Below are 18,231 nucleotides of genomic sequence, written 5' to 3'. Positions count from 1 at the left end.
TGAGTGACCCAGATCGTGTTTGCGTATCGCTATAGTCCTTATCTGTTTTGATTTAAAGTATAAGGCGACGGTTCTGATACTCTCTTTGCTTGAGGTAAGTCCCAAGGAGTTTTGGATGTCTACTACGCAGCCGTATCAAGTGGTAATCGTTGGGGGTGGGGCAGGTGGGCTGGAGCTGGCCGCCAAGCTGGGGCGTCAGTTCGGGCGCCAACATATCTTTTTGGTCGATAAAGACAGCGACCATATCTGGAAGCCGTCCTTGCATGAGGTTGCTGCGGGCACCTTGGATATTCATCGCGAGGGCCTGTCGTATTTCATGCTGGCGCGCGATTGTGGCTTTACCTTTATTCAAGGTGAGATGACCGGCATAGACCGTGCCCGACGCACGATCACGCTGGCCCCGGTTCTGGGGCCCGATCATGACGAGGTCTTTCCCGAGCGCAGCCTGAGCTACGGCACCTTGGTGATGGCTGTGGGTAGCAAATCGAATTTTTTCAATACGCCGGGCACCCATGAGCATGCGCTGGCGCTGGACTCGACACATCAGGCCGAGCGTTTTCGTTTGAAGTTGCTCAATGAACTGATCAGTGTGACCCGTCGCGCGCAGCGAGAACCGGGGGCGCCACTCTATATCAATATTGTGGGGGGCGGGGCAACCGGGGTGGAACTGGCCGCTGAGCTGCTCGAGGCTCGTGCGGATTTGAGTATTTACAGTATTCCAGGCAGCAGTTCTGACCGCGAGGTGTGCATTACCCTGTTGGAAGGTGCCGATCGTATTCTTTCAGCCTTGCCGCCCAAACTGTCTGCCACCGCGCAAAGTTTGCTGGCGCAGCGTGGCGTGGCCGTGCGTACCTCGGTCAGGGTCAGCCGAGTGGCCGCTGATTACATTGAGGACGCGCAAGGGGGGCAATATCCCAATGATCTCTGCGTCTGGGCGGCTGGAATTGAAGCCCCCGCCTTTTTGGCGCAGTTGGGTCTGCCCGTTAACCGAATCAATCAACTGGTGCTCGATGCCTGCCTGGCCACGCCGGACCCTTACATCTGGGCCTTGGGAGACTGCGCACAGGTGCCATGGGACAAAGAGGGTCAGTTTTTGCCTGCCCGTGCCCAGGTCGCTCACCAGCAAGCCAGCTATTTGCGCAAGCGGCTGGCGGCACGCATTCAGGGCAGGCCGGTTGATGAAGCGCCCTTTGTCTACAAGGATTATGGTTCGCTGGTATCGGTGGGCCACAGTCGCGGTGTCGGCAGCCTGATGGGGGTGCTGTCCGGCAAAAGCTGGTTTGTGGAAGGGCTGCTGGCGCGCATCATGTACATGAGCCTGCACCTGATGCATTACATGGCGATTTTGGGGTTTGCACGTACCGCAACCCTGGCTTTGGGCCGCTTGCTCAGCAAACGGGCCGCCCCTCGTGTTAAATTACATTGAGATTTAGAACAAAACGGGCTTTTCAGCCCGTTTTATTCATTTGTCTTACGGCGGGTGTCGTGTTTCATCAAGCGTTCTTGTTCGCGCTTCCAGTCTTTGTCGCGGGAGACATCACGTTTATCGTGCAGTTTTTTACCGCGCCCTAGACCGAAGTCCAGCTTGATACGACCTTTTTTGTAGTGGAGGTTCAGGGGAACCAGGGCGTAACCGCGCTGCTCAACCTTGCCGATCAGTTTACTGATCTCCTCGGCTTTGAGCAGCAGTTTACGGGTACGAGTCGCGTCGGGCCGGATATGGGTTGAGGCGGTGGGCAAGGCACTGACGTGCATGCCCAAAATAAACAACTCGCCCTCGCGCACGATGACATAGCTTTCTTTGAGCTGGACATGCCCAGCCCGGATCGCCTTGACCTCCCAGCCTTCCAGGACCAGACCGGCCTCAAAGCGCTCTTCGATAAAGTATTCGTGGGTAGCCTTGCGATTATCAACAATACTCATGAATTAATTGCCAACCATAGATTGTAAAATCAGAACATTCTATCTATTAACCAGACCTGATGCATACAGTAAAACGCTCCGTCCTTCTTCCTTATAGCTGCGAACAGATGTTTGACCTGGTTGCAGAGGTGGAAAAATACCCTGAGTTCATGCCTTGGTGTGGTGGCGCCAGTGTCAGCCAGCGCGACGAAAAGGGGATGGAAGCCTCAGTCACCATCAGCATCGCGGGTATTCGCCAGACCTTCACCACCCGTAACGAGCACGACTATCCTAACCGCATTGTGCTGCGCCTGGTCAAAGGGCCGTTTTCTGCCCTGACGGGGGACTGGCAGTTTACGCCCTTGGGGGAAGACGGGTGCAAGATCGTGTTCACCATGGAGTACGAATTTTCAAGTCGCGCCCTGGAGATGGTGGTCGGTCCCATTTTCAACCGTGTTGCCAACAGTTTCATCGACTCCTTCACCCGTCGCGCACAAGAGGTGTACGGTGACTGAATTATCCGTTAGCGTTGTGGTGGCAACCCAGGCCCAGGTCTGGAAAGCCGCCTTGTGCTTGCCGGCTGGCAGTTGTGTGCGTGACGCTTTGCTACAGGCCGGTATTGCGCAAGGATTGCGTGAATGTGGCTTGCCGCCCCTGGATGAGGCGTCGGGCCTGGAGGGCTTGAAGGTCGGCGTCTATGGCCAGCGCTGTCAGCTCGATCAGGTGTTGCGTGATCAGGATCGCGTTGAGATCTACCGTGAACTGGTCTTTGACCCCATGGACTCCCGCCGCCGCCGCTATGCGCACAAGCTGGCGGCTCGCGCTGCTGCCCGACCCCGCCGCAAGCCCGTCCGCGCCTAGTTCTTCTGCGCCTGCGCGTCAGGCCGCTACTTTCGGCTAGACTGTCGCCTCCTGCCGTCCACTGCCCCCTATGAAACGGCTGATTGTCATCAGCACGACAACTAAAGGGGGCAGCTCGCATTATGGTGGGTAAAAATAAGGAGACGGACATGATACTGACAGACGATCAGAACGCGTTTGCGCAAGCGGCTCGCGAGTTTGCGCAAGGTGAGCTGGCACCCCATGCGGCGCATTGGGACGAGGAACAGATTTTCCCGATCGAGGCCTTCCGTAAAGCGGGTGAATTGGGTTTTTGCGGCTTGTATGCTCCGGAGTCCATCGGCGGCCTGGGGCTGGGGCGTCTGGAGTCCAGCCTGGTGTTTGAGGAAATGGCGGCGGTTGATCCCTCGACCACGGCATTTCTGACGATCCACAATATGGTGACCTGGATGGTTGGCACCTGGGGCACGGATGAGGTCAAGTCCCAATGGGGCGAACTGCTCAGCAGCGGACAGAAACTGGGCTCATATTGCTTGACAGAGCCTGGTTCGGGTTCGGATGCGGCCTCGCTGCGTACCCGTGCCGAGCGTGACGGCAATGACTATCTGATCAGTGGCAGCAAGGCCTTTATTTCCGGAGCGGGCGATACCGATGTGCTGGTGGTGATGGCCCGTACCGGAGGCGGTGGTCCCAAAGGCATTTCGGCTTTTGTGGTTCCTGCGGATGCGGCGGGTATTACCTATGGTCGCAAAGAACTGAAAATGGGCTGGAACAGTCAGTCCACGCGCGGCATTACCTTTGAGCGCGTGCGCGTTCCTGCCTCGGCCATGCTGGGCCAGGAAGGCGAGGGCTTCAAACTGGCCATGAAGGGCCTGGACGGTGGGCGCATCAATATCGCCTGCTGCTCGGTAGGCGCCGCCCAAGGCGCTTACGATGCGGCCCGTCAGTACATGCAGGAGCGCCGCCAGTTCGGCAAGCCGCTGGATCAGTTTCAGGCGCTGCAGTTCAAATTGTCCGATATCCTGACCAGCGTTGTGGCTGCCCGCCAAATGGTGCGGCTGGCGGCCTCTCATCTGGACGCCGGTAGCAGCCAGGCCAGTACCTACTGCGCCATGGCCAAACGTATGGCCACCGATCTGGGTTTTCAGGCCTGCGTGGATGCGCAACAGCTGTTTGGCGGTTATGGTTACCTGAAGGATTATCCTGTCGAGCGTCTGGTGCGCGATACGCGGGTGCACCAGATACTGGAAGGCACCAACGAGATCATGCGTGTCATCATTGCACGACAAATCATTGATCTTGGAGCTGATATTCGATGACGGATTCTGTTTTGTTTGATCGCCTGCCCGGCCAGAACGGGAAGGCGATCGGTGTTGCTACGCTGAACCGCCCGCAAGCCCTGAATGGACTTAATCTGGAAATGTGCCAGCTGCTGTTCAAGCAGTTTCAGAAATGGGCGCAGGACGCCAGTATTGCCATGATCGTCTTGCGCGGTGCCGGAGAAAAGGCGCTGTGCGCAGGGGGCGATCTGCATTCGCTGTACGCCTCGATGCAAAAGAACCAGGGGGGCTCGGCCTGGAATAATGAGTACGCCCGCGAATTTTTCGATGTGGAGTACCGCCTGGACTATCTGATCCATACCTTCCCCAAGCCGATTTTGTGCTGGGGTGACGGTATCGTGATGGGTGGGGGCGTGGGCCTGTTCAACGGCGCCAGCCATCGTGTGGTGACAGATACCACGCGTTTTGCCATGCCCGAGATCTCCATTGGTCTGTTCCCGGATGTGGGCGGTACCTGGATGCTGTCGCATCTGCCTGCGGGGATCGGCCATTTCCTGGCCCTGAGCGGCGCGCAAATCAACGCCTCGGACTGCCTGTTCCTGGGCTTGGCGGATGCGTACTTGCCACGAGCGCATTTCGACGCCTTGCTCAAGGCCCTGCAAGCCACGGATTGGTCTGATGAACGCGCTGCTCGTGACAGCAGCCTGCATCAGGTCCTGCGCACTCTGGCAGAGGGCGCTCGCCCCGATAGCGGCCCACTGGAGCAAAATTACGCCATGCTGCGTGATGTCTGCGCCAGCCGTGAATTTGAACGCATGACACAGGCTCTGCAGCAGTGGCAGGATAGTGCCGACCCCTGGCTGTCGCGTGCTGCACAAACCTTCGCCAAAGGGGCTCCTGGTTCGGCTCGCTTGTCCTTTGAGTTACTGGAGCGCGTGCACCACCTGTCCTTGGCCGATGTTTTCCGTCTGGAATACATCGTCTCGCTCCAGTGTGGCGTGCAAGGCGATTTCCAGGAAGGCATACGCGCACTGCTGATTGACAAGGACAAACAGCCACGCTGGAATCCGGCGTCGCTGGAACAGGCCGATGCCCGCTGGGTGGAACGCTTTTTTGTTCCGGCGTGGCCTGCAGACAGGACTCATCCCTTGGCTGACCTGTAATTCAGGCAGACCGCTGCGGCGCCTGACGGCGCCGTTTTCATAATGACGAGGAGACAAAATGAGTAACACGATTGCATTTATCGGGCTGGGCCATATGGGCAAACCCATGGCGCTGAATCTGCTCAAAGCCGGTCATCGTTTGAAAGTCTTTGACCTGAATGCGGAAGCCATGAAGGAATTGCAGGCGGCGGGGGCGCAGGTGGGCGAGTCAGCCGCGCAAATCGCCAAAGAGGCACAGATGGTCTTTACCATGCTGCCCGCTGGTCGCCATGTTCGTCAGGTTTACGAGGGCGAGAACGGCTTGCTGCAGGCGGTGGCCCCGGGCACGGTGCTGGTCGATTGCAGCACGATTGATGCGCAAACCAGCCAGGATCTGGCGACCAAGGCAGCCAAGCTGGGCTTGTTGATGCTGGATGCGCCTGTCTCCGGTGGTACGGGTGGCGCAATTGCCGGTACCTTGACCTTTATGGTTGGGGGTGAGGATCAGGCGCTGGAAAAGGCGCGTCCTTATCTGGATGCGATGGGCAAGAACATTTTCCACGCCGGTAAAGCCGGTGCGGGTCAGGTTGCCAAGATTTGCAACAATATGCTGTTGGGAATTTTGATGGCGGGTACCGCTGAAGCCTTGGCGCTGGGCGTTGCCCATGGTCTGGACCCTGCCGTGTTGTCGTCCATCATGGCGCGCAGCTCGGGGCGCAACTGGGCCACCGAACTGTACAACCCATGGCCCGGTGTCATGCCGGATGTGCCGGCCTCGCGTGACTATCAGGGGGGCTTTGCCACCGGTCTGATGCTCAAGGACCTGGGTCTGGCTGCGGATGCCGCCGTGAGCCAAAATAGCGCGACGCCGTTAGGCGAACTGGCCCGTAACCTGTTCGCCTTGCATGCGGCCCAGGGTCAGAATGCCGGACTGGATTTTTCCAGCATTCTTAATTTGTACCGTCAGAAGCGCTAAGTTCTGGGAGAGCGTAGGGCAGGGGCTGCAATTCCAGTGCCTGTCCTTGCTCCAGTTGAAACTGGCCTTGCTCCAGGTCCGCCAGTACCACTTCCATCAAGACATACAGACGCTGCTGCTGGGCCTGCCAGGCACGATTAATGATACGGGCGGCAACGATCGGCTCGGCCCCTCCCTCGGAAGGGACTAAGAATACGTCTGCTGATTCCTGGCCCGCAGGGGGCGCATCCAGCCGGTCCGTGCGGGCGGCCATCATGCGACGCTTGATGGTGCCCCGATAGTGGCTGCGCGCCACGACCTCCTGGCCGGGATAACAGCCTTTTTTGAAGTTGATCCCGTCGATCAGGTCCAGGTTCAGGGTCTGGGGAATGAACAGGTCCTGCGTAGCGGCGCTGACCCAGGGCAAGCCCGCCAAAATATCTGCTGTTTCCCAACGGCCTTCAGAAGCCTGCGCGTTCGCATCTTGCTGCGAAGAAATCCGCCAGTGCCGATTCATGCCCTCCAGCGTGCCGGGGGCTTGAATCAGGGTGTCGCCACCCTCGCGCTGCAAATTCCAGACGGCTTGGGCGGCAGATTGATCGGCCACACCATAAACCTGCAACTCGGCCAGGCTGATGGTGACCTTGCTGCGCAGCACGAACATGCGCAGGCGCTTGATCAGCGCTTCGCTGAGATCACGACGCACCAGAGCAAATACGGTGTCGGTCGCTTCGCGCCAGAGCACCAGGGTCGCCAGGCTGCGCCCTTTGGCGGTGCAGTAGGCGGCCAGACAGGCACGATCGGCAGCCAGATGTTCCAGGTCATTGCTGACTTGGGCATGAAGAAAGGAGACGGCATCCGCTCCCTGAAACTGGAGGACGCACAAATCGGGCAAGGTGAACGAGAGAGGGGCAGACATTCCGGTCATGGCTGAGCGAAAGAATAAATTTAAACATCAATGATACCGTGGGTAGGGCCTGTTCCAGGCTCATATCCCCGCTGACAACAGGGCATGTGCGTGTTCGCGTGTTAAGGGGGCGATCGGCGCACGTCATTTCCATGCCGCCTTGTGACACATCGTCAAGAACAGGCCGCCCCATTCTGTTTACAATAGCGCTCGCATGAAAAAAAACGTCAAAATCTTCTCTGCCCTGTTGGGCCTTGTGGTGGTTGCCGCCTGTGTTCTCGCGGGTGGCGCCTGGTATTGGGCCAAGAAGCTGCCCGTGAACATGAGTGCTGAACGCATTGATTATGTGGTCCCTGCCGGTTCTGGGCCGCGTGCGATTGCGCGCAGCATGCAGCAGGCTGGCATTGATATCCAGGAGGACGCCTTCGTCTGGATGGCGCGCCTGACGGGTCTGGATACCTCGCTGCAGGCCGGCGCCTATGAGGCGGTGCGTGGTGATACCCCCTGGACAGTGATGGAGCGGATGTCCAGCGGCAATATGCTGCAGACCCGCCTGACCATTCCGGAGGGGTGGACCTATCAGCGCATTCGTGACACGCTGGCGAACAACCCGCAGGTTCGACAGACCTTGGGCGAGGTCAGCGATGCCGATTTGTTAAGCCGCCTGGGTGTTGAAGTCGGACATCCCGAAGGTTTGTTTTACCCCGATACCTATGTCTTTGTTCCGGGTACGGCTGACGTGGATATCTTGCGACGCGGTTTTCTGGCCCAGCAGGAGCTCTTGGAGCAGTTATGGGCCGACCGTGATCCTGATTTGCCGTTGAAAACGCCTTATGAGGCGCTGATCATGGCCTCCATTGTGGAACGTGAGACGGGTCACAGCCAGGATCGGGCGCGAGTGGCGGGGGTGTTCATGAACCGCTTGCGCGTGGGTATGCCTTTGCAGACGGATCCGACGGTGATTTATGGAATGGGTTCAGCCTATGAGGGTCGTATCCGCAAGCGTGATTTGACAACCGATACGCCCTGGAATACTTACACTCGTGCGGGTCTGCCGCCCACTCCGATCGCCAGTCCGGGCAAGGCCTCCTTATTGGCGACTTTGCATCCGGAAAAGCACGATTTTTACTATTTTGTGTCGCGGGGTGACGGTACCAGCGAGTTCTCGGCCAATCTGGCGGCGCATAACCGGGCCGTGGCCAAGTACATTCTCAAGCGTTAGCGCCAGAGTGCAAGACAGGCCGGCGCTCGATGAAGGAAGGCCGGCCATGGTAGATCCTGTCCGACCGGGGCCGAGCTGGCGGCCTCTTACGCCAGCAAGCCGTGGCGCTGGGTAAATCCGCGCCAGAGGTCATGGACCTTGTTTGCCAGCTCTGGCAAGCCGGCATCGTTTCGGATCAGGTAGTCTTGCGGGGCACGCGCGATCCCCCATTCCGAGGAGTGCTGGCTGATGACCGGGTTGCCAGGGCGTTCAATATGCCATATCTCCCCGCCATTTTGACGGATGAAGTCGGCTTCGTTTTCGTAGCGAATATCTTTAATCAGCAGGCAGCGTGCCTGGCTCATATCCGGTAGCTGGTGGCTCGGTGCACGCAGGGGCAAGGCCTGACGGCGTTGCTCGAAGTCGGGATACTGCGACAGGACCCGGCTGCGCAGGTGTTCAACGGCCTGACGTGGACTGAGTCCCCAAAAGCTGTCCACACGGTCGGCTTGCTCGCCGTCCAACTGTTCGGCCGACAAGCCGTAAAGAGCGGGCAAAGCCAGGGCCCAGACCGAATAGTCCTGCGGTTTGCGAACCAGGGCGGCGCCTGGCCCGAACTTCAGCAGATGTTGGGCGCGGCGCAACCAGTGATCGGGATCGCGTTCGCGCATCCAGTCTGTTCCCAGCAACTGAAAGCACTGCCGCGGGGAGCGCTGCCATAGCGCGATAGGGACTTCTTTCAGGCTGTCGTCAGTCCAGGCCTGGGCGGGACTCAGGCCAAACAGCACCTCGCAGCCCATTTTGACAGGGTCGGCCAAGGCATAGGCAGCCAGTAAAGGGGTGTGGGCCAGCAAAAGATTGGCCACGGTATCTTTGCCTGAACGCGCTTTGGCGGCCAGCCCGATCAATAAGCTCACTTCATCATCCTTGGTAGTGGAGCAGGCATTTTACCGGTTCATATTACAATGTGCGCTGAGCCGTTCAGGCAAGGGAGACCATCTTGTCTTTCTGGCGTGAATCAGGCCTGTTGATGTGCAACCTTGAGGCAATACGGTGTCTGATAGTTTGACTTTTCTACCCTGGCAAATCGAGACGGCTCAGGCCTGGCTGGGTAATCGAGAGCGTTTTGCCCATGCCTGGCTGATCCATGGTCTGCCCGGTATCGGCAAGACGCAGTTCGCCCGGGCGGCTGGAGCCAGTTTATTGTGCGAGCAGCCTGTTCAGGGACTGGCTTGCGGCCACTGTCAGGCCTGTCAGTGGGTGCGTGGGGGCAATCACCCGGATTTGCGTCTGTTGCGTCCTGATGCGATTGCCTTGGAGGAGCAGGGACCCGACATGCAGGAGGGCGATCTGGCCAAGGACGCGGCAGCCCGTAAAAATCCGTCTCGGGAAATCCGGGTGGAGCAGTTGCGACAGTTGCAGCACTGGTTCAATACGGCCACGCATCGGGGAGGCTGGCGCGTCGCGGTCGTGTATCCGGCTCAGGCCTTGAATCTGGTGTCTGCCAATGCCTTGCTGAAGGTGTTGGAGGAACCGGCCGATCGTACTGTTTTTTTGCTGGTGGCCGATGCCCCCGATCGACTGCTGCCAACGCTTGTCTCACGCTGTCGCCGCTTGCCTTTGCCGGTACCGGATGCTCAGCAATCGGTGCAATGGCTGCAGCAGCAGGGGCTAGAGCACGCATCTGATTGGTTGGCAGCCTGGGGGGGAGCTCCCTTAAAGGCGTTCAGCGCCAGTGAGGCGATGCAGGCGCCGTGTCCGGACTGGCTCAGTGCCTGGATCGAGGGTGTCTTGAAAGCTGGCCGTGAAGCGGACTTGTCGCTGGCCGATACGCTGGAAAAACTTCCGGTTCAGGAATGGGTCGATCATTGGCAACGTTTGTTCGTTGATATTCAGTTAAGTGGTTTTGCCCAGTCGGCGCGTTACTATCCCTCGTTGCAAAAACAGATTGATGCGCTGGCGGCTCAGGCCAATTCGGCGGCCCTTACCGAAGCGCTCAAATGGCTGGCCCAGCAAAAGGCGCTGGGCAATCATCCGCTCAATGCTAAATTGTTGGTTCATCATGCCTTGGACCGTTTGCACCAGGCATGTCGTCGTGTTTAAGAAAAGTACCTCTCATCATGTTTGTTGATTCGCATTGCCATCTTAACTTTCCCGAACTTGCTGAAAATCTGGACGCCATTCTGGATAAGATGCGTCAGAACCAGGTGGGCTGTGCGCTAGTGGTCAGCGTCGATATGGACGACTGGCCCGGTTTGATGGAGTTGGTCCGTCCGCATACCCATTTGTTTGCCTCGGTCGGTGTACATCCGGACTACGAAAAGGTGACCGAGCCCACCGTGCAGGAGCTGGTGACGCTGGCTCAGGACCCGAAAGTCGTGGCTATCGGAGAGACGGGCCTGGATTACTATCGTTTGCAAGAGCCGTTGGAGTGGCAGCGCGAGCGCTTCCGTACCCATATACGGGCCAGTCGTGAATCGGGCCTGCCCTTGATTATTCATACGCGTTCAGCCAGTGAGGACACGATTGCGATCATGCGCCAGGAGCAGGCTCAGCTTGCGGGGGGCGTCATGCATTGCTTTACGGAAACCTGGGAAGTGGCGCAGGCGGCCCTGGACCTGAATTTCTACATTTCCTTCTCGGGCATCGTCACCTTCAAAAATGCCACCCAGCTCCAAGACGTGGCGCAACGGGTGCCGCTGGACCGCTTGCTGATTGAAACCGATTCGCCCTTTCTGGCTCCAGTTCCGTATCGAGGTAAAACCAATAATCCTGCTCTGGTCATTCATGTGGCCGAGAAGATTGCAGAATTGCGGGGTATTTCCGTCAAGGAGGTGGAAGAAGCCAGCACAGAGAATTTTTTCAGATTATTCAATAAGGTACGGCTCTAAGTTAATCTGAATTAGAGTTTCGTTTACTACTCTGCGGGATTGAGTAGAGCATAGCCAGCAGAACGTGGGATGCCTGTTGATTCTTAGGTAATGTGTCAAATAGTCAGGCTAAGTGATTGATTTTAAATAAGTAGTGCCTGTGTTTTCAGGATGGGGTGAACGCGGATAAGCCCTCGCTCCGGACGGAGCAATAGGCGGCGATATTGACAAACAAGGCAGCGCGGTCATGCTAGTCACGCACGGCTTTGACGGGCGTCTAGTGTCTGAGGCATTTCCAGATTTTTAAGACTATATTGATGTTTATTATCAATTGCTTAGCGGATTTATATGATCCTTTTTCTGAGAAAATACCTACTGCCAAGAGGGAACGGCTTGAGATTCGAAAGAGCTTTTTTTTCCGCTTCAATACCTCATCAAGCACCTTAAGAAAAGGACTTAAGTTAATGATTTTTAATAAAAAAGTAATAAGAAGGCCTGTTCTTTCCATGATGCTGCCTCTGGCCCTGCTGATGTCCACCTCTGTGCAGGCGCAGGAGCCTGAGTTGGAAAGCCGGAACTGGTATTTGGCGCTGGAAAATGATCGCCCCAACATCATTGAGCAGGAATTCATCAAAGGGGCGAACCCTAATGCGGTGGACTCCAAGGGCAATCCCTCTTTGATGCTGGCGATCCGCAACAAGTCCTGGAAAGTGGTGGATACCTTGCTGGCCAATCGCCAAACCAATGTGAACATCGAGAACGAGGCCCGTGAAACCCCCATGATGTATCTGGCCCTGATGGGGGAAACCGACCGTTTACGTGATTTGCAGGCACGAGGAGGGCAAGTGAACCGAGTGGGTTGGTCGCCCTTGCACTACGCAGCCTCTAAAGGTCATGAAGACACGGTACGCTACCTGCTGTCGCAAAAAGCGATTGTGAATGCGCCCGCACCCGACGGTACCAGTCCCTTGATGATGGCGGCCTTATCGGGCAAACGTGCGGTGGTGGATCTGTTATTGGCGGCCGGTGCAGACCCAGGCATGCAAAATGCCCAGGGTTTGAGCGCTGCAGACTGGGCGCGTTCAGCCAACCACGATCAATTGGCCGCCTATCTCGAACAGACGCTTGCCCGCAAGGCCGGCTCGACTCCTCCTCCCGCAGGATCATCTTCGGGAGAGAGTGTACAGACCTATGGTGTGCCCGAACGCGTGGAGCAGCCCGATCTTAATCGGGTCCAGACTGTCACGGTCGAGCCTGCCGCTTCGCCTGCGGCGGACAGTACAAGTTCTGCTCCCGCCGCTTCCAGTGGTACCAGTCGTTACTTTGATCTGGATCGTTTCGACAAGCCCGTTCAGCCTTAAGCCTTGGGCAATAAAAAAGGAGCCTTCAAGGCTCCTTTTTGCTGAGACGGCGAACTTGTAAGGCTTGCTGGTGCTGATCCCACCGTTTTCTGTTGTACCTGTGCGTGTCGATTTGCTTTGTAAAAGCGATCAGGCCACCCGGCACTTCTGGCCGTGTCGGTTACGCGCTTGTTTGATGTGCTCTGCTTGGCTGGGAGGCCTGGACAAAACGGTGGAAACCCTGCAGATACGTGCTCAGCAGGTTCAGGGTGTGCTCATCGTGTAACGTGCCCGCTGCGTCAAAGGAGTTCTGTGCGCGAGACACCATCAAAGAGCCCCCGCTGTAGAGGGACACGCCCAACATTTTCAGTGTGGGCAGCCAGGCCGCCTGGGATGAAATCGTGCCAAATCCCCCCATGGAGGCACCGATCAACCCCGTTAAACGTTCTGAGAAAATGGCGTTCCTATCAGTGCGTGACAGCCAGTCAATGCCGTTCTTGAACACGCCGGGTATGCCATTGTTGTATTCGGGGGTGACCAGAAGGAGCGCGTCTGCATTCAGAATTTTTGCTTTCAAGCTCAGTACCGCCTCTGGAATGCCGTTGCTGCTTTCGAGATCACCGTCATACAGGGGGATGCCGTGCAAGGTTGCCACTTCAACCGTCATGCCCTGAGGGGCCTGGGCTTGGGCTGCATGAGCCAAGGCGGTATTGAAAGAGCCCTGGCGCAGGCTCCCAGAGAGGGCCAGCACACGACAAGGCCTATCTGAACTTACGACGTCCCTGGTCTCACGCAGCGCTTCGCTGAGTTGATCAATGACCTGAATCCATTCGGGCGCATCCTGCAGGCGTTTTTCCCGAATGAAATCCGCCTGGGAGGCATCCCAAAAAGGGGCATCCGCCAGCAGGACGTCGTTGGGCAAGGGGCGGTGTTCGTTCAGAAAGCGGGCAATCGCCTCAGGTGAGTTCGGCAAACCCAATTGGGCAAACAGGTCGTGAAAGCGGAACAAATTATCAGACATGATGGCGGGACCAGGTAAAGAGGGAACAGGGCGCTGGCAGCAGGCTGGGTTTCGGATCGGCAGGGCAGCGATGCCGGGCTTGGGGTAGCGTGCAACAGCGTGTGGGCTAGGACAGGCGACCAGAGGAAGGCCGCCTGTCTGCTCAGTCAAGCGGTTTGGCTAGTTGGCGGGCAGATAGTCGGGGCGCAATATGCCTTTCAATTGGGAGTAAGGCAGCAAGAACTCAGGCTGACCGAAGGAATAGGGGGCGATCTCATAGGGGTTGTACTTCACCAGTAGCCCCTGGTCCGTCAGCGCAATATTCTGAGCGGGCTGGAAAGGCCACATTCTGTCCCAGCCGGCGCGATCCTCGCGCGCTTCGCTCAGGCCGGAGAGCCAGTTCTGATGGGCTTGACGTACCAGTTCCTGGAAAGGTTTGATCTTGCCTGGGGCGATAATACGATCCAGGGGCAGGGCCATTTTCAGGCGATTGTCCCAGTTGATGAACTGCGTGGCCGTAATACCGTGAGCGGCACCGGTCATGTAAATGCCTGAACTTAGCTCTACAACGGTCAGATCGCGGTTGCGGTAGCGCGTACGGGCTGACAGATGAATTTCATCGCGATGATTGGCCGTGGCCCAGTAGTAGTTCTCGAACTCTTTCAAACCACGATAACCGGGATGGCGGTCGGTGATGACGGTCATGTGTGCCAGGCTTTCATCGACCAGCCCGGTTAGCTCAGGATTACCGGGGAAAATCAGGGATTTGACTTCCAGGCGCGGGCATTCGCCGGTACAGCCAGGCTTGATGTGCTTGTAGTTCAGGGATTGGGTAAAGACACCGTCTTTTTCCGTCTGATCCTGGGTTTGCGTGGGGATCAGGGAAATATTGGAGCTTGGCGTGCTGGAGCACGCCGACAGAGCCAGGGTTGTCAGGCCAATAAGCAGCAGCTGATAAGGGCGCTGTAAGGTCATGGAGTCGTAGTCCTATCGAATGGTTTTGGAGTCTTGGCCAAAAAGGATTTGACGGGCTTTCTCATCATGGACGGGAGAGCCTGGGTTGATTGTCTCGACCAGTGCGTAGGCACGACCCGTAGCTGGTCGTTCGGCAATACGCTGGAACCAACGCTTCAAATGGGGAAAGTCGTCCAGGTTCTGGCCTTGGCGCTCATGCGAGACAATCCAGGGGTAACTGGCCATGTCCGCAATGGAATAGTCTCCGGCGATAAAGTCGCGCTGCGCCAGATGCTTGTTGAGCACGCCATAGAGGCGACCTGTCTCACGCACATAACGATCTATCGCATACTCGATTTTTACCGGGGCATACACATTGAAATGATGGTTCTGACCGGCCATGGGGCCCAGCCCTGCCATTTGCCAGTAGAGCCACTGCAAGGTTTCGGTGCGGATGCGCAAGTCTGCGGACAGGAATTGTCCGGTTTTTTCGGCCAGATACTGCAAGATGGCGCCTGACTCAAACAAGGAGATGGGCGCGCCGCCGTCTTGCGGAGCGTGGTCGACAATGGCGGGAATGCGATTATTGGGGGCGATACGCAGGAACTCGGGTTTGAACTGGTCGCCCTGAGCAATATTGACGGGGTACAGGGTGTAAGGCAGACCGGACTCTTCCAGAAACATCGTGATTTTATGTCCGTTGGGAGTGGTCCAGTAATACAGGTCGATCATGGGTTCTCCTGGCTGAATGAAGATGCGGGCCTGTTTGCCGCAAGCAGGCCGGATGACGGGGCCGGCAGCGCTGGGCTACTATTGTTTGCCTGAATACGGTTTATAGGAAGTCAAAGACTGTTATGAGCAAAATCTATCATAATCCGCGCTGCAGCACTTCGCGCAATGCCCTGGTCCTGATGCGAGAAAAAGGACGGGAGCCCGAGATCATTGAATACCTGAAAACCCCCTTGTCGCGCAGCGAACTCAAAGCGCTGATTGCGGCCACGGGTCTGACGGTGCGTGAGGCCATGCGTAGCAAAGAAGCGATTTACAGCGAGTTGAATCTGGACAATCCGGATTTAAGCGACGAGGAGTTGCTCGCTGCCCTGGAAGCCAACCCCATTTTGCTGAATCGTCCCATTGTGGTGACGGAAAAAGGGACGCGTCTGGCGCGTCCCCTGGAAGTGGTGCAGGAAATCCTGTAACTGGATTTCCTGCAACGGCGGGCAGGTCTGGATCAGGGCGCGATGGCCTCCAGGGCGATACGGATGGTGACCTCATCACCGACATGGGGCACATTGGCAGCCATGCCAAAGTCGCTGCGCTTGATCTCGATCTTGCCATCCGCACCCAGGGCGGGTTTATTCAACATCGGGTGCTTGGGCATGGTCAGGAACGACTCAATGTTCATGGTAACGGGCTTGGTAATGCCCTTGATGGTCAGATCGCCTTTGGCGGACACAGGCTTGTCGCCGTCGAATTGAATTTCCTTGGATACGAACGTGGCTTCAGGAAACTGGGCCGTATCAAAGTAATCCTTGCCTTGAATGTGTTCATCGAACAGGGGAAAGCCGGTGCTGACCGAACGGGTGTCGACTTTCATGTCGATGCTGCCGGTTTTGGCTTGCTGATCCAGGGTAACCGTGCCTTGTGCTTTGTCGAAACGCTGGTTTTGAGTGCTCAGGCCCAGGTGCTTGTAGCTGAAGTGTACAAAGGTGTGGCTGGGCTCAACCTGATAGCTCACCGGCGCGGCTTGAGCGGCAAAGACAAGGAGGAAGCTGGCGGACAGAGCAATCACTGGTTTGATCATGAGGGTGTAATCCTTGCTGATGCGGGTAGAAAAGAGGAATGAGGGCTGATGCGTCGGTTTACCGGGCATCAATCTTGAAATTGACGGTGATCTCGTTGGCCACGATGTCGTAACTGGACCAGGAGCCTTCACCGATCGAGAAGTCGCCACGCTTAATGTCAAAAGCGCCGCTGAACGTAGCTTTATCGCCTTCGGGTGCCATGGTTGCCATGACAGTAACGGGCTGTTCACGGCCTTTGATCTGCAGCGTGCCTTGCACTTCATATTGCTGGGCGCTGACGGCACGGAAACGCTTGGAGCTGAAAACGGCCTGGGGATGCGCGTCAATGTCGAACCAGCGTACGTCCTGCAATTCGTCATCGGCTTCTTCCGAACCGGTATCCACGCTATCCAGTGCCACTTTCAACACCACCTTGGACTGATCCAGGGCGTCGGGGTTGAAGTTCAGCTCGCCTTCAAACTTGCGAAATTGGCCATCCAGCTTCACGCCCATTTGCGAATACTGAAAGCCGATTTCGCTATTTTGGACATCCAGCGTCTGGTAGTTCTTGGCATTGGCCGCCAGACTGAGACTGAGACCCAAGGAGCCGGCCAGAAGGGACACGAAGACAGATTTTTTCATGATTTGGCTTTGCCTAAAGTAAAGGTGATGCGGCCGAGCAAGCCGTCACGGTCAATGAACTGATGCTTGAGGGCCGCCAGAACGTGCAGGCTGACCATGGCAATCAGGGCGTAATTCAAAAAGATGTGTACTTGGACCAGCAACTCTCCCAAAGGTTTGTCTTTGGAGACCAGATCGGGCAGGGGGATCACGCCAAACCAGACCGTCTGGAATCCTTTGGCCGAGCTCATCAGCCAGCCGGTCAGAGGGATGGCCAGCATCAACAGATACAGGAGGGCATGGCCGCTATGCGCCAGCGCCCGGCTCCAGAAAGACATGCTGGCGGGCAAGGCAGGGGGGCGGTGCAACAAACGCCAGATCAGGCGCAGCACCAGCAGTAGCAGCAGGGTGATGCCAGCCCACTTGTGCCAGGAATAGACTTGCAGTTTCAGGGGGGACAGCGGCAAGGTTTTCATGGTGTAGCCCACGATGACCAAGGCAGTCAGCGCCAATGCCATGATCCAGTGCAAGATGCGGGCGATACGGGTGTAACGGGGCTGATCCTCTGGGACAGAAGTGTTGCTCATTGATAATGCCTTTCATTTACGAAGCCTGGAAACTTTAACCTGTTTGTAAGCTTCCTAAAAGACCAGATTTTGCAATGCAGTAATGCAAATTTGAGGGTAGTCGCGCTGCGACCTTGCTATCGGCGTCTTTTCTTGTCAGCGTGTGACAAGGCTGTTAGGGTGGTGCGAGCGCGGGATACACTCGATTTTTCAGCTCGCGAGCAAGGAAGTATCTATGTGGAAGACAGCGTTGGTCGTTGGGGCAGCCGCCTTGTTGGCAGGGTGTCAGGACTCCAGGCAGGCCAATGAGGAAAATTTCAGCACAGCTATCCAGTCTTATCTGGATAGCCGGGATGGTTTATGTGTCGGTGTGCCGGGACGAAGTTATCCTTACCAGGCTGAGCATGACTCGCCCCTGATCGTGGAGGATCGGGCTCGTCTGGCGGCCTTGGCCTCGGTGGGGCTCGTGCGTCAGGTGGGGACAGAGCAGGCACCGCGCTACGAATTGACGCCTCAGGCCGATACCTATTTGCGACGTGCAGGCTCCGAGCCGTCCCAGGGTGAGCGTGATGCCTTTTGTACGGGCCGTCTGGTTCTCAAACGCATCAACTACTTCACAGAGCCGGCCAGTGCAGGCGGATTTACCGTCAGCCAAGTTAACTATGTTTATCATCTGGCTGATGCCGCGCTGTGGATTACGGATGGAGCCGTTCTGGATGCCTACGAGGACCTGCGTGCACTGACAGCACCAGAAGTTCAAGGGCAGGCACGGTTGATTCTGACCAATAAGGGTTGGGTACACCAAAATCTCTTTCGTTAAGTCAGGCGGTCTGGCTGCCGTCTGTCTTGCGTGGGGGGCGGCGCGCCGG

Annotated in this window: 21 protein-coding genes; 12 read left to right on the top strand and 9 right to left on the bottom strand. The window is 57.0% G+C overall.

Features of this window, described 5'->3' with window-relative positions:
• Positions 1–115: 115 nt before the first annotated feature.
• Complete coding sequence (locus tag ACOZ42_RS08945) at positions 116–1,426, top strand: NAD(P)/FAD-dependent oxidoreductase (RefSeq protein WP_003799776.1); 1,311 nt, start codon at positions 116–118, stop codon at positions 1,424–1,426.
• Between the two features lie 32 nt (positions 1,427–1,458).
• Here ACOZ42_RS08945 and smpB read toward each other — a convergent pair whose 3' ends face one another.
• Positions 1,459–1,923 (bottom strand): SsrA-binding protein SmpB, encoded by a 465-nt coding sequence (smpB, locus tag ACOZ42_RS08940; protein ID WP_003799781.1) that lies wholly within the window; start codon positions 1,921–1,923, stop codon positions 1,459–1,461.
• A gap of 59 nt (positions 1,924–1,982) precedes the next feature.
• On the opposite strand from smpB, the gene ACOZ42_RS08935 reads away from it, so the two are divergent.
• The 5 genes from ACOZ42_RS08935 to mmsB all read left to right on the top strand — a co-directional run bounded on the left by ACOZ42_RS08935 (position 1,983) and on the right by mmsB (position 6,140).
• On the top strand, positions 1,983–2,417 hold the full coding sequence (locus tag ACOZ42_RS08935; protein WP_003799783.1) for a type II toxin-antitoxin system RatA family toxin: 435 nt from the start codon (positions 1,983–1,985) through the stop codon (positions 2,415–2,417).
• Entirely contained in the window at positions 2,410–2,763 is a 354-nt protein-coding gene (locus tag ACOZ42_RS08930; RefSeq protein ID WP_426345049.1) for an RnfH family protein, read from the top strand. Before ACOZ42_RS08935 ends, ACOZ42_RS08930 begins: the two co-directional genes overlap by 8 nt.
• Before the next feature lie 149 nt (positions 2,764–2,912).
• The gene (locus ACOZ42_RS08925; RefSeq protein ID WP_059317602.1) at positions 2,913–4,061 is read left to right on the top strand and encodes an acyl-CoA dehydrogenase family protein; all 1,149 of its coding nucleotides are present in this window, start codon (positions 2,913–2,915) and stop codon (positions 4,059–4,061) included.
• Entirely contained in the window at positions 4,058–5,185 is a 1,128-nt protein-coding gene (locus ACOZ42_RS08920; RefSeq protein ID WP_003799788.1) for an enoyl-CoA hydratase/isomerase family protein, read from the top strand. The genes ACOZ42_RS08925 and ACOZ42_RS08920 overlap by 4 nt, the downstream gene beginning before the upstream one ends.
• 58 nt (positions 5,186–5,243) lie before the next feature.
• Positions 5,244–6,140, top strand: a complete 897-nt coding sequence (gene mmsB / locus ACOZ42_RS08915) for a 3-hydroxyisobutyrate dehydrogenase (RefSeq protein WP_301605766.1) — start codon at positions 5,244–5,246, stop codon at positions 6,138–6,140.
• On the opposite strand, the gene ACOZ42_RS08910 is transcribed toward mmsB, so the two are convergent.
• Positions 6,115–7,038, bottom strand: a complete 924-nt coding sequence (locus ACOZ42_RS08910; protein ID WP_301605764.1) for a YgfZ/GcvT domain-containing protein — start codon at positions 7,036–7,038, stop codon at positions 6,115–6,117. The genes mmsB and ACOZ42_RS08910 overlap by 26 nt on opposite strands.
• A gap of 202 nt (positions 7,039–7,240) precedes the next feature.
• On the opposite strand from ACOZ42_RS08910, the gene mltG reads away from it, so the two are divergent.
• Entirely contained in the window at positions 7,241–8,248 is a 1,008-nt protein-coding gene (mltG, locus tag ACOZ42_RS08905) for an endolytic transglycosylase MltG (RefSeq protein WP_003799795.1), read from the top strand.
• Positions 8,249–8,334: 86 nt separating this feature from the next.
• Here mltG and ACOZ42_RS08900 read toward each other — a convergent pair whose 3' ends face one another.
• Positions 8,335–9,144 carry a hypothetical protein gene (locus tag ACOZ42_RS08900; RefSeq protein WP_003799796.1) on the bottom strand — a complete coding sequence of 270 codons (810 nt, stop codon included), beginning with the start codon at positions 9,142–9,144 and terminating at the stop codon, positions 8,335–8,337.
• 136 nt (positions 9,145–9,280) lie between these two features.
• Between ACOZ42_RS08900 and holB the strand changes: the two genes are divergently transcribed.
• The 3 genes from holB to ACOZ42_RS08885 all read left to right on the top strand — a co-directional run bounded on the left by holB (position 9,281) and on the right by ACOZ42_RS08885 (position 12,458).
• A complete protein-coding gene (holB, locus tag ACOZ42_RS08895; protein ID WP_003799797.1) occupies positions 9,281–10,330 on the top strand; it encodes a DNA polymerase III subunit delta' in 1,050 nt (349 codons plus the stop codon).
• Between the two features lie 17 nt (positions 10,331–10,347).
• Complete coding sequence (locus ACOZ42_RS08890) at positions 10,348–11,118, top strand: TatD family hydrolase (protein WP_059317606.1); 771 nt, start codon at positions 10,348–10,350, stop codon at positions 11,116–11,118.
• A 485-nt stretch (positions 11,119–11,603) separates the two neighbouring features.
• Entirely contained in the window at positions 11,604–12,458 is an 855-nt protein-coding gene (locus ACOZ42_RS08885) for an ankyrin repeat domain-containing protein (protein WP_003799799.1), read from the top strand.
• Positions 12,459–12,618: 160 nt separating this feature from the next.
• On the opposite strand, the gene ACOZ42_RS08880 is transcribed toward ACOZ42_RS08885, so the two are convergent.
• From ACOZ42_RS08880 to ACOZ42_RS08870, 3 genes are all read right to left on the bottom strand, one after another.
• Positions 12,619–13,458 carry a DUF2789 family protein gene (locus ACOZ42_RS08880; protein ID WP_003799800.1) on the bottom strand — a complete coding sequence of 280 codons (840 nt, stop codon included), beginning with the start codon at positions 13,456–13,458 and terminating at the stop codon, positions 12,619–12,621.
• 159 nt (positions 13,459–13,617) lie between these two features.
• Positions 13,618–14,412, bottom strand: a complete 795-nt coding sequence (locus ACOZ42_RS08875) for an RsiV family protein (protein WP_426345048.1) — start codon at positions 14,410–14,412, stop codon at positions 13,618–13,620.
• A 12-nt stretch (positions 14,413–14,424) separates the two neighbouring features.
• Complete coding sequence (locus ACOZ42_RS08870) at positions 14,425–15,123, bottom strand: glutathione binding-like protein (RefSeq protein ID WP_003799802.1); 699 nt, start codon at positions 15,121–15,123, stop codon at positions 14,425–14,427.
• A gap of 122 nt (positions 15,124–15,245) precedes the next feature.
• Here ACOZ42_RS08870 and arsC point away from each other — a divergent pair, with 122 nt between their 5' ends.
• Positions 15,246–15,590 (top strand): arsenate reductase (glutaredoxin), encoded by a 345-nt coding sequence (arsC, locus tag ACOZ42_RS08865; protein WP_003799803.1) that lies wholly within the window; start codon positions 15,246–15,248, stop codon positions 15,588–15,590.
• A 32-nt stretch (positions 15,591–15,622) separates the two neighbouring features.
• Here arsC and ACOZ42_RS08860 read toward each other — a convergent pair whose 3' ends face one another.
• The 3 genes from ACOZ42_RS08860 to ACOZ42_RS08850 are packed head-to-tail and all read right to left on the bottom strand — an operon-like array spanning position 15,623 to position 17,383.
• Positions 15,623–16,195: a YceI family protein gene (locus ACOZ42_RS08860; protein ID WP_336579478.1), complete on the bottom strand. Its 573-nt coding sequence runs from the start codon at positions 16,193–16,195 to the stop codon at positions 15,623–15,625.
• Between the two features lie 58 nt (positions 16,196–16,253).
• Positions 16,254–16,817, bottom strand: coding sequence for a YceI family protein (locus ACOZ42_RS08855; protein ID WP_336579479.1), 564 nt, complete (start codon positions 16,815–16,817; stop codon positions 16,254–16,256).
• Positions 16,814–17,383, bottom strand: a complete 570-nt coding sequence (locus ACOZ42_RS08850; protein ID WP_240208663.1) for a cytochrome b — start codon at positions 17,381–17,383, stop codon at positions 16,814–16,816. Before ACOZ42_RS08850 ends, ACOZ42_RS08855 begins: the two co-directional genes overlap by 4 nt.
• 214 nt (positions 17,384–17,597) lie before the next feature.
• On the opposite strand from ACOZ42_RS08850, the gene ACOZ42_RS08845 reads away from it, so the two are divergent.
• Positions 17,598–18,182, top strand: coding sequence for a hypothetical protein (locus tag ACOZ42_RS08845; protein ID WP_415301713.1), 585 nt, complete (start codon positions 17,598–17,600; stop codon positions 18,180–18,182).
• Positions 18,183–18,231: the final 49 nt, after the last annotated feature.

Source organism: Alcaligenes sp. HNGD-HTN06, assembly GCF_049932565.1.
GTDB classification, from domain to species: Bacteria; Pseudomonadota; Gammaproteobacteria; order Burkholderiales; family Burkholderiaceae_B; genus Alcaligenes; species Alcaligenes ammonioxydans.
The sequence above is the reverse complement of the archived record's forward strand: the minus strand, read 5'-3'. Positions and strand labels throughout refer to the sequence as shown.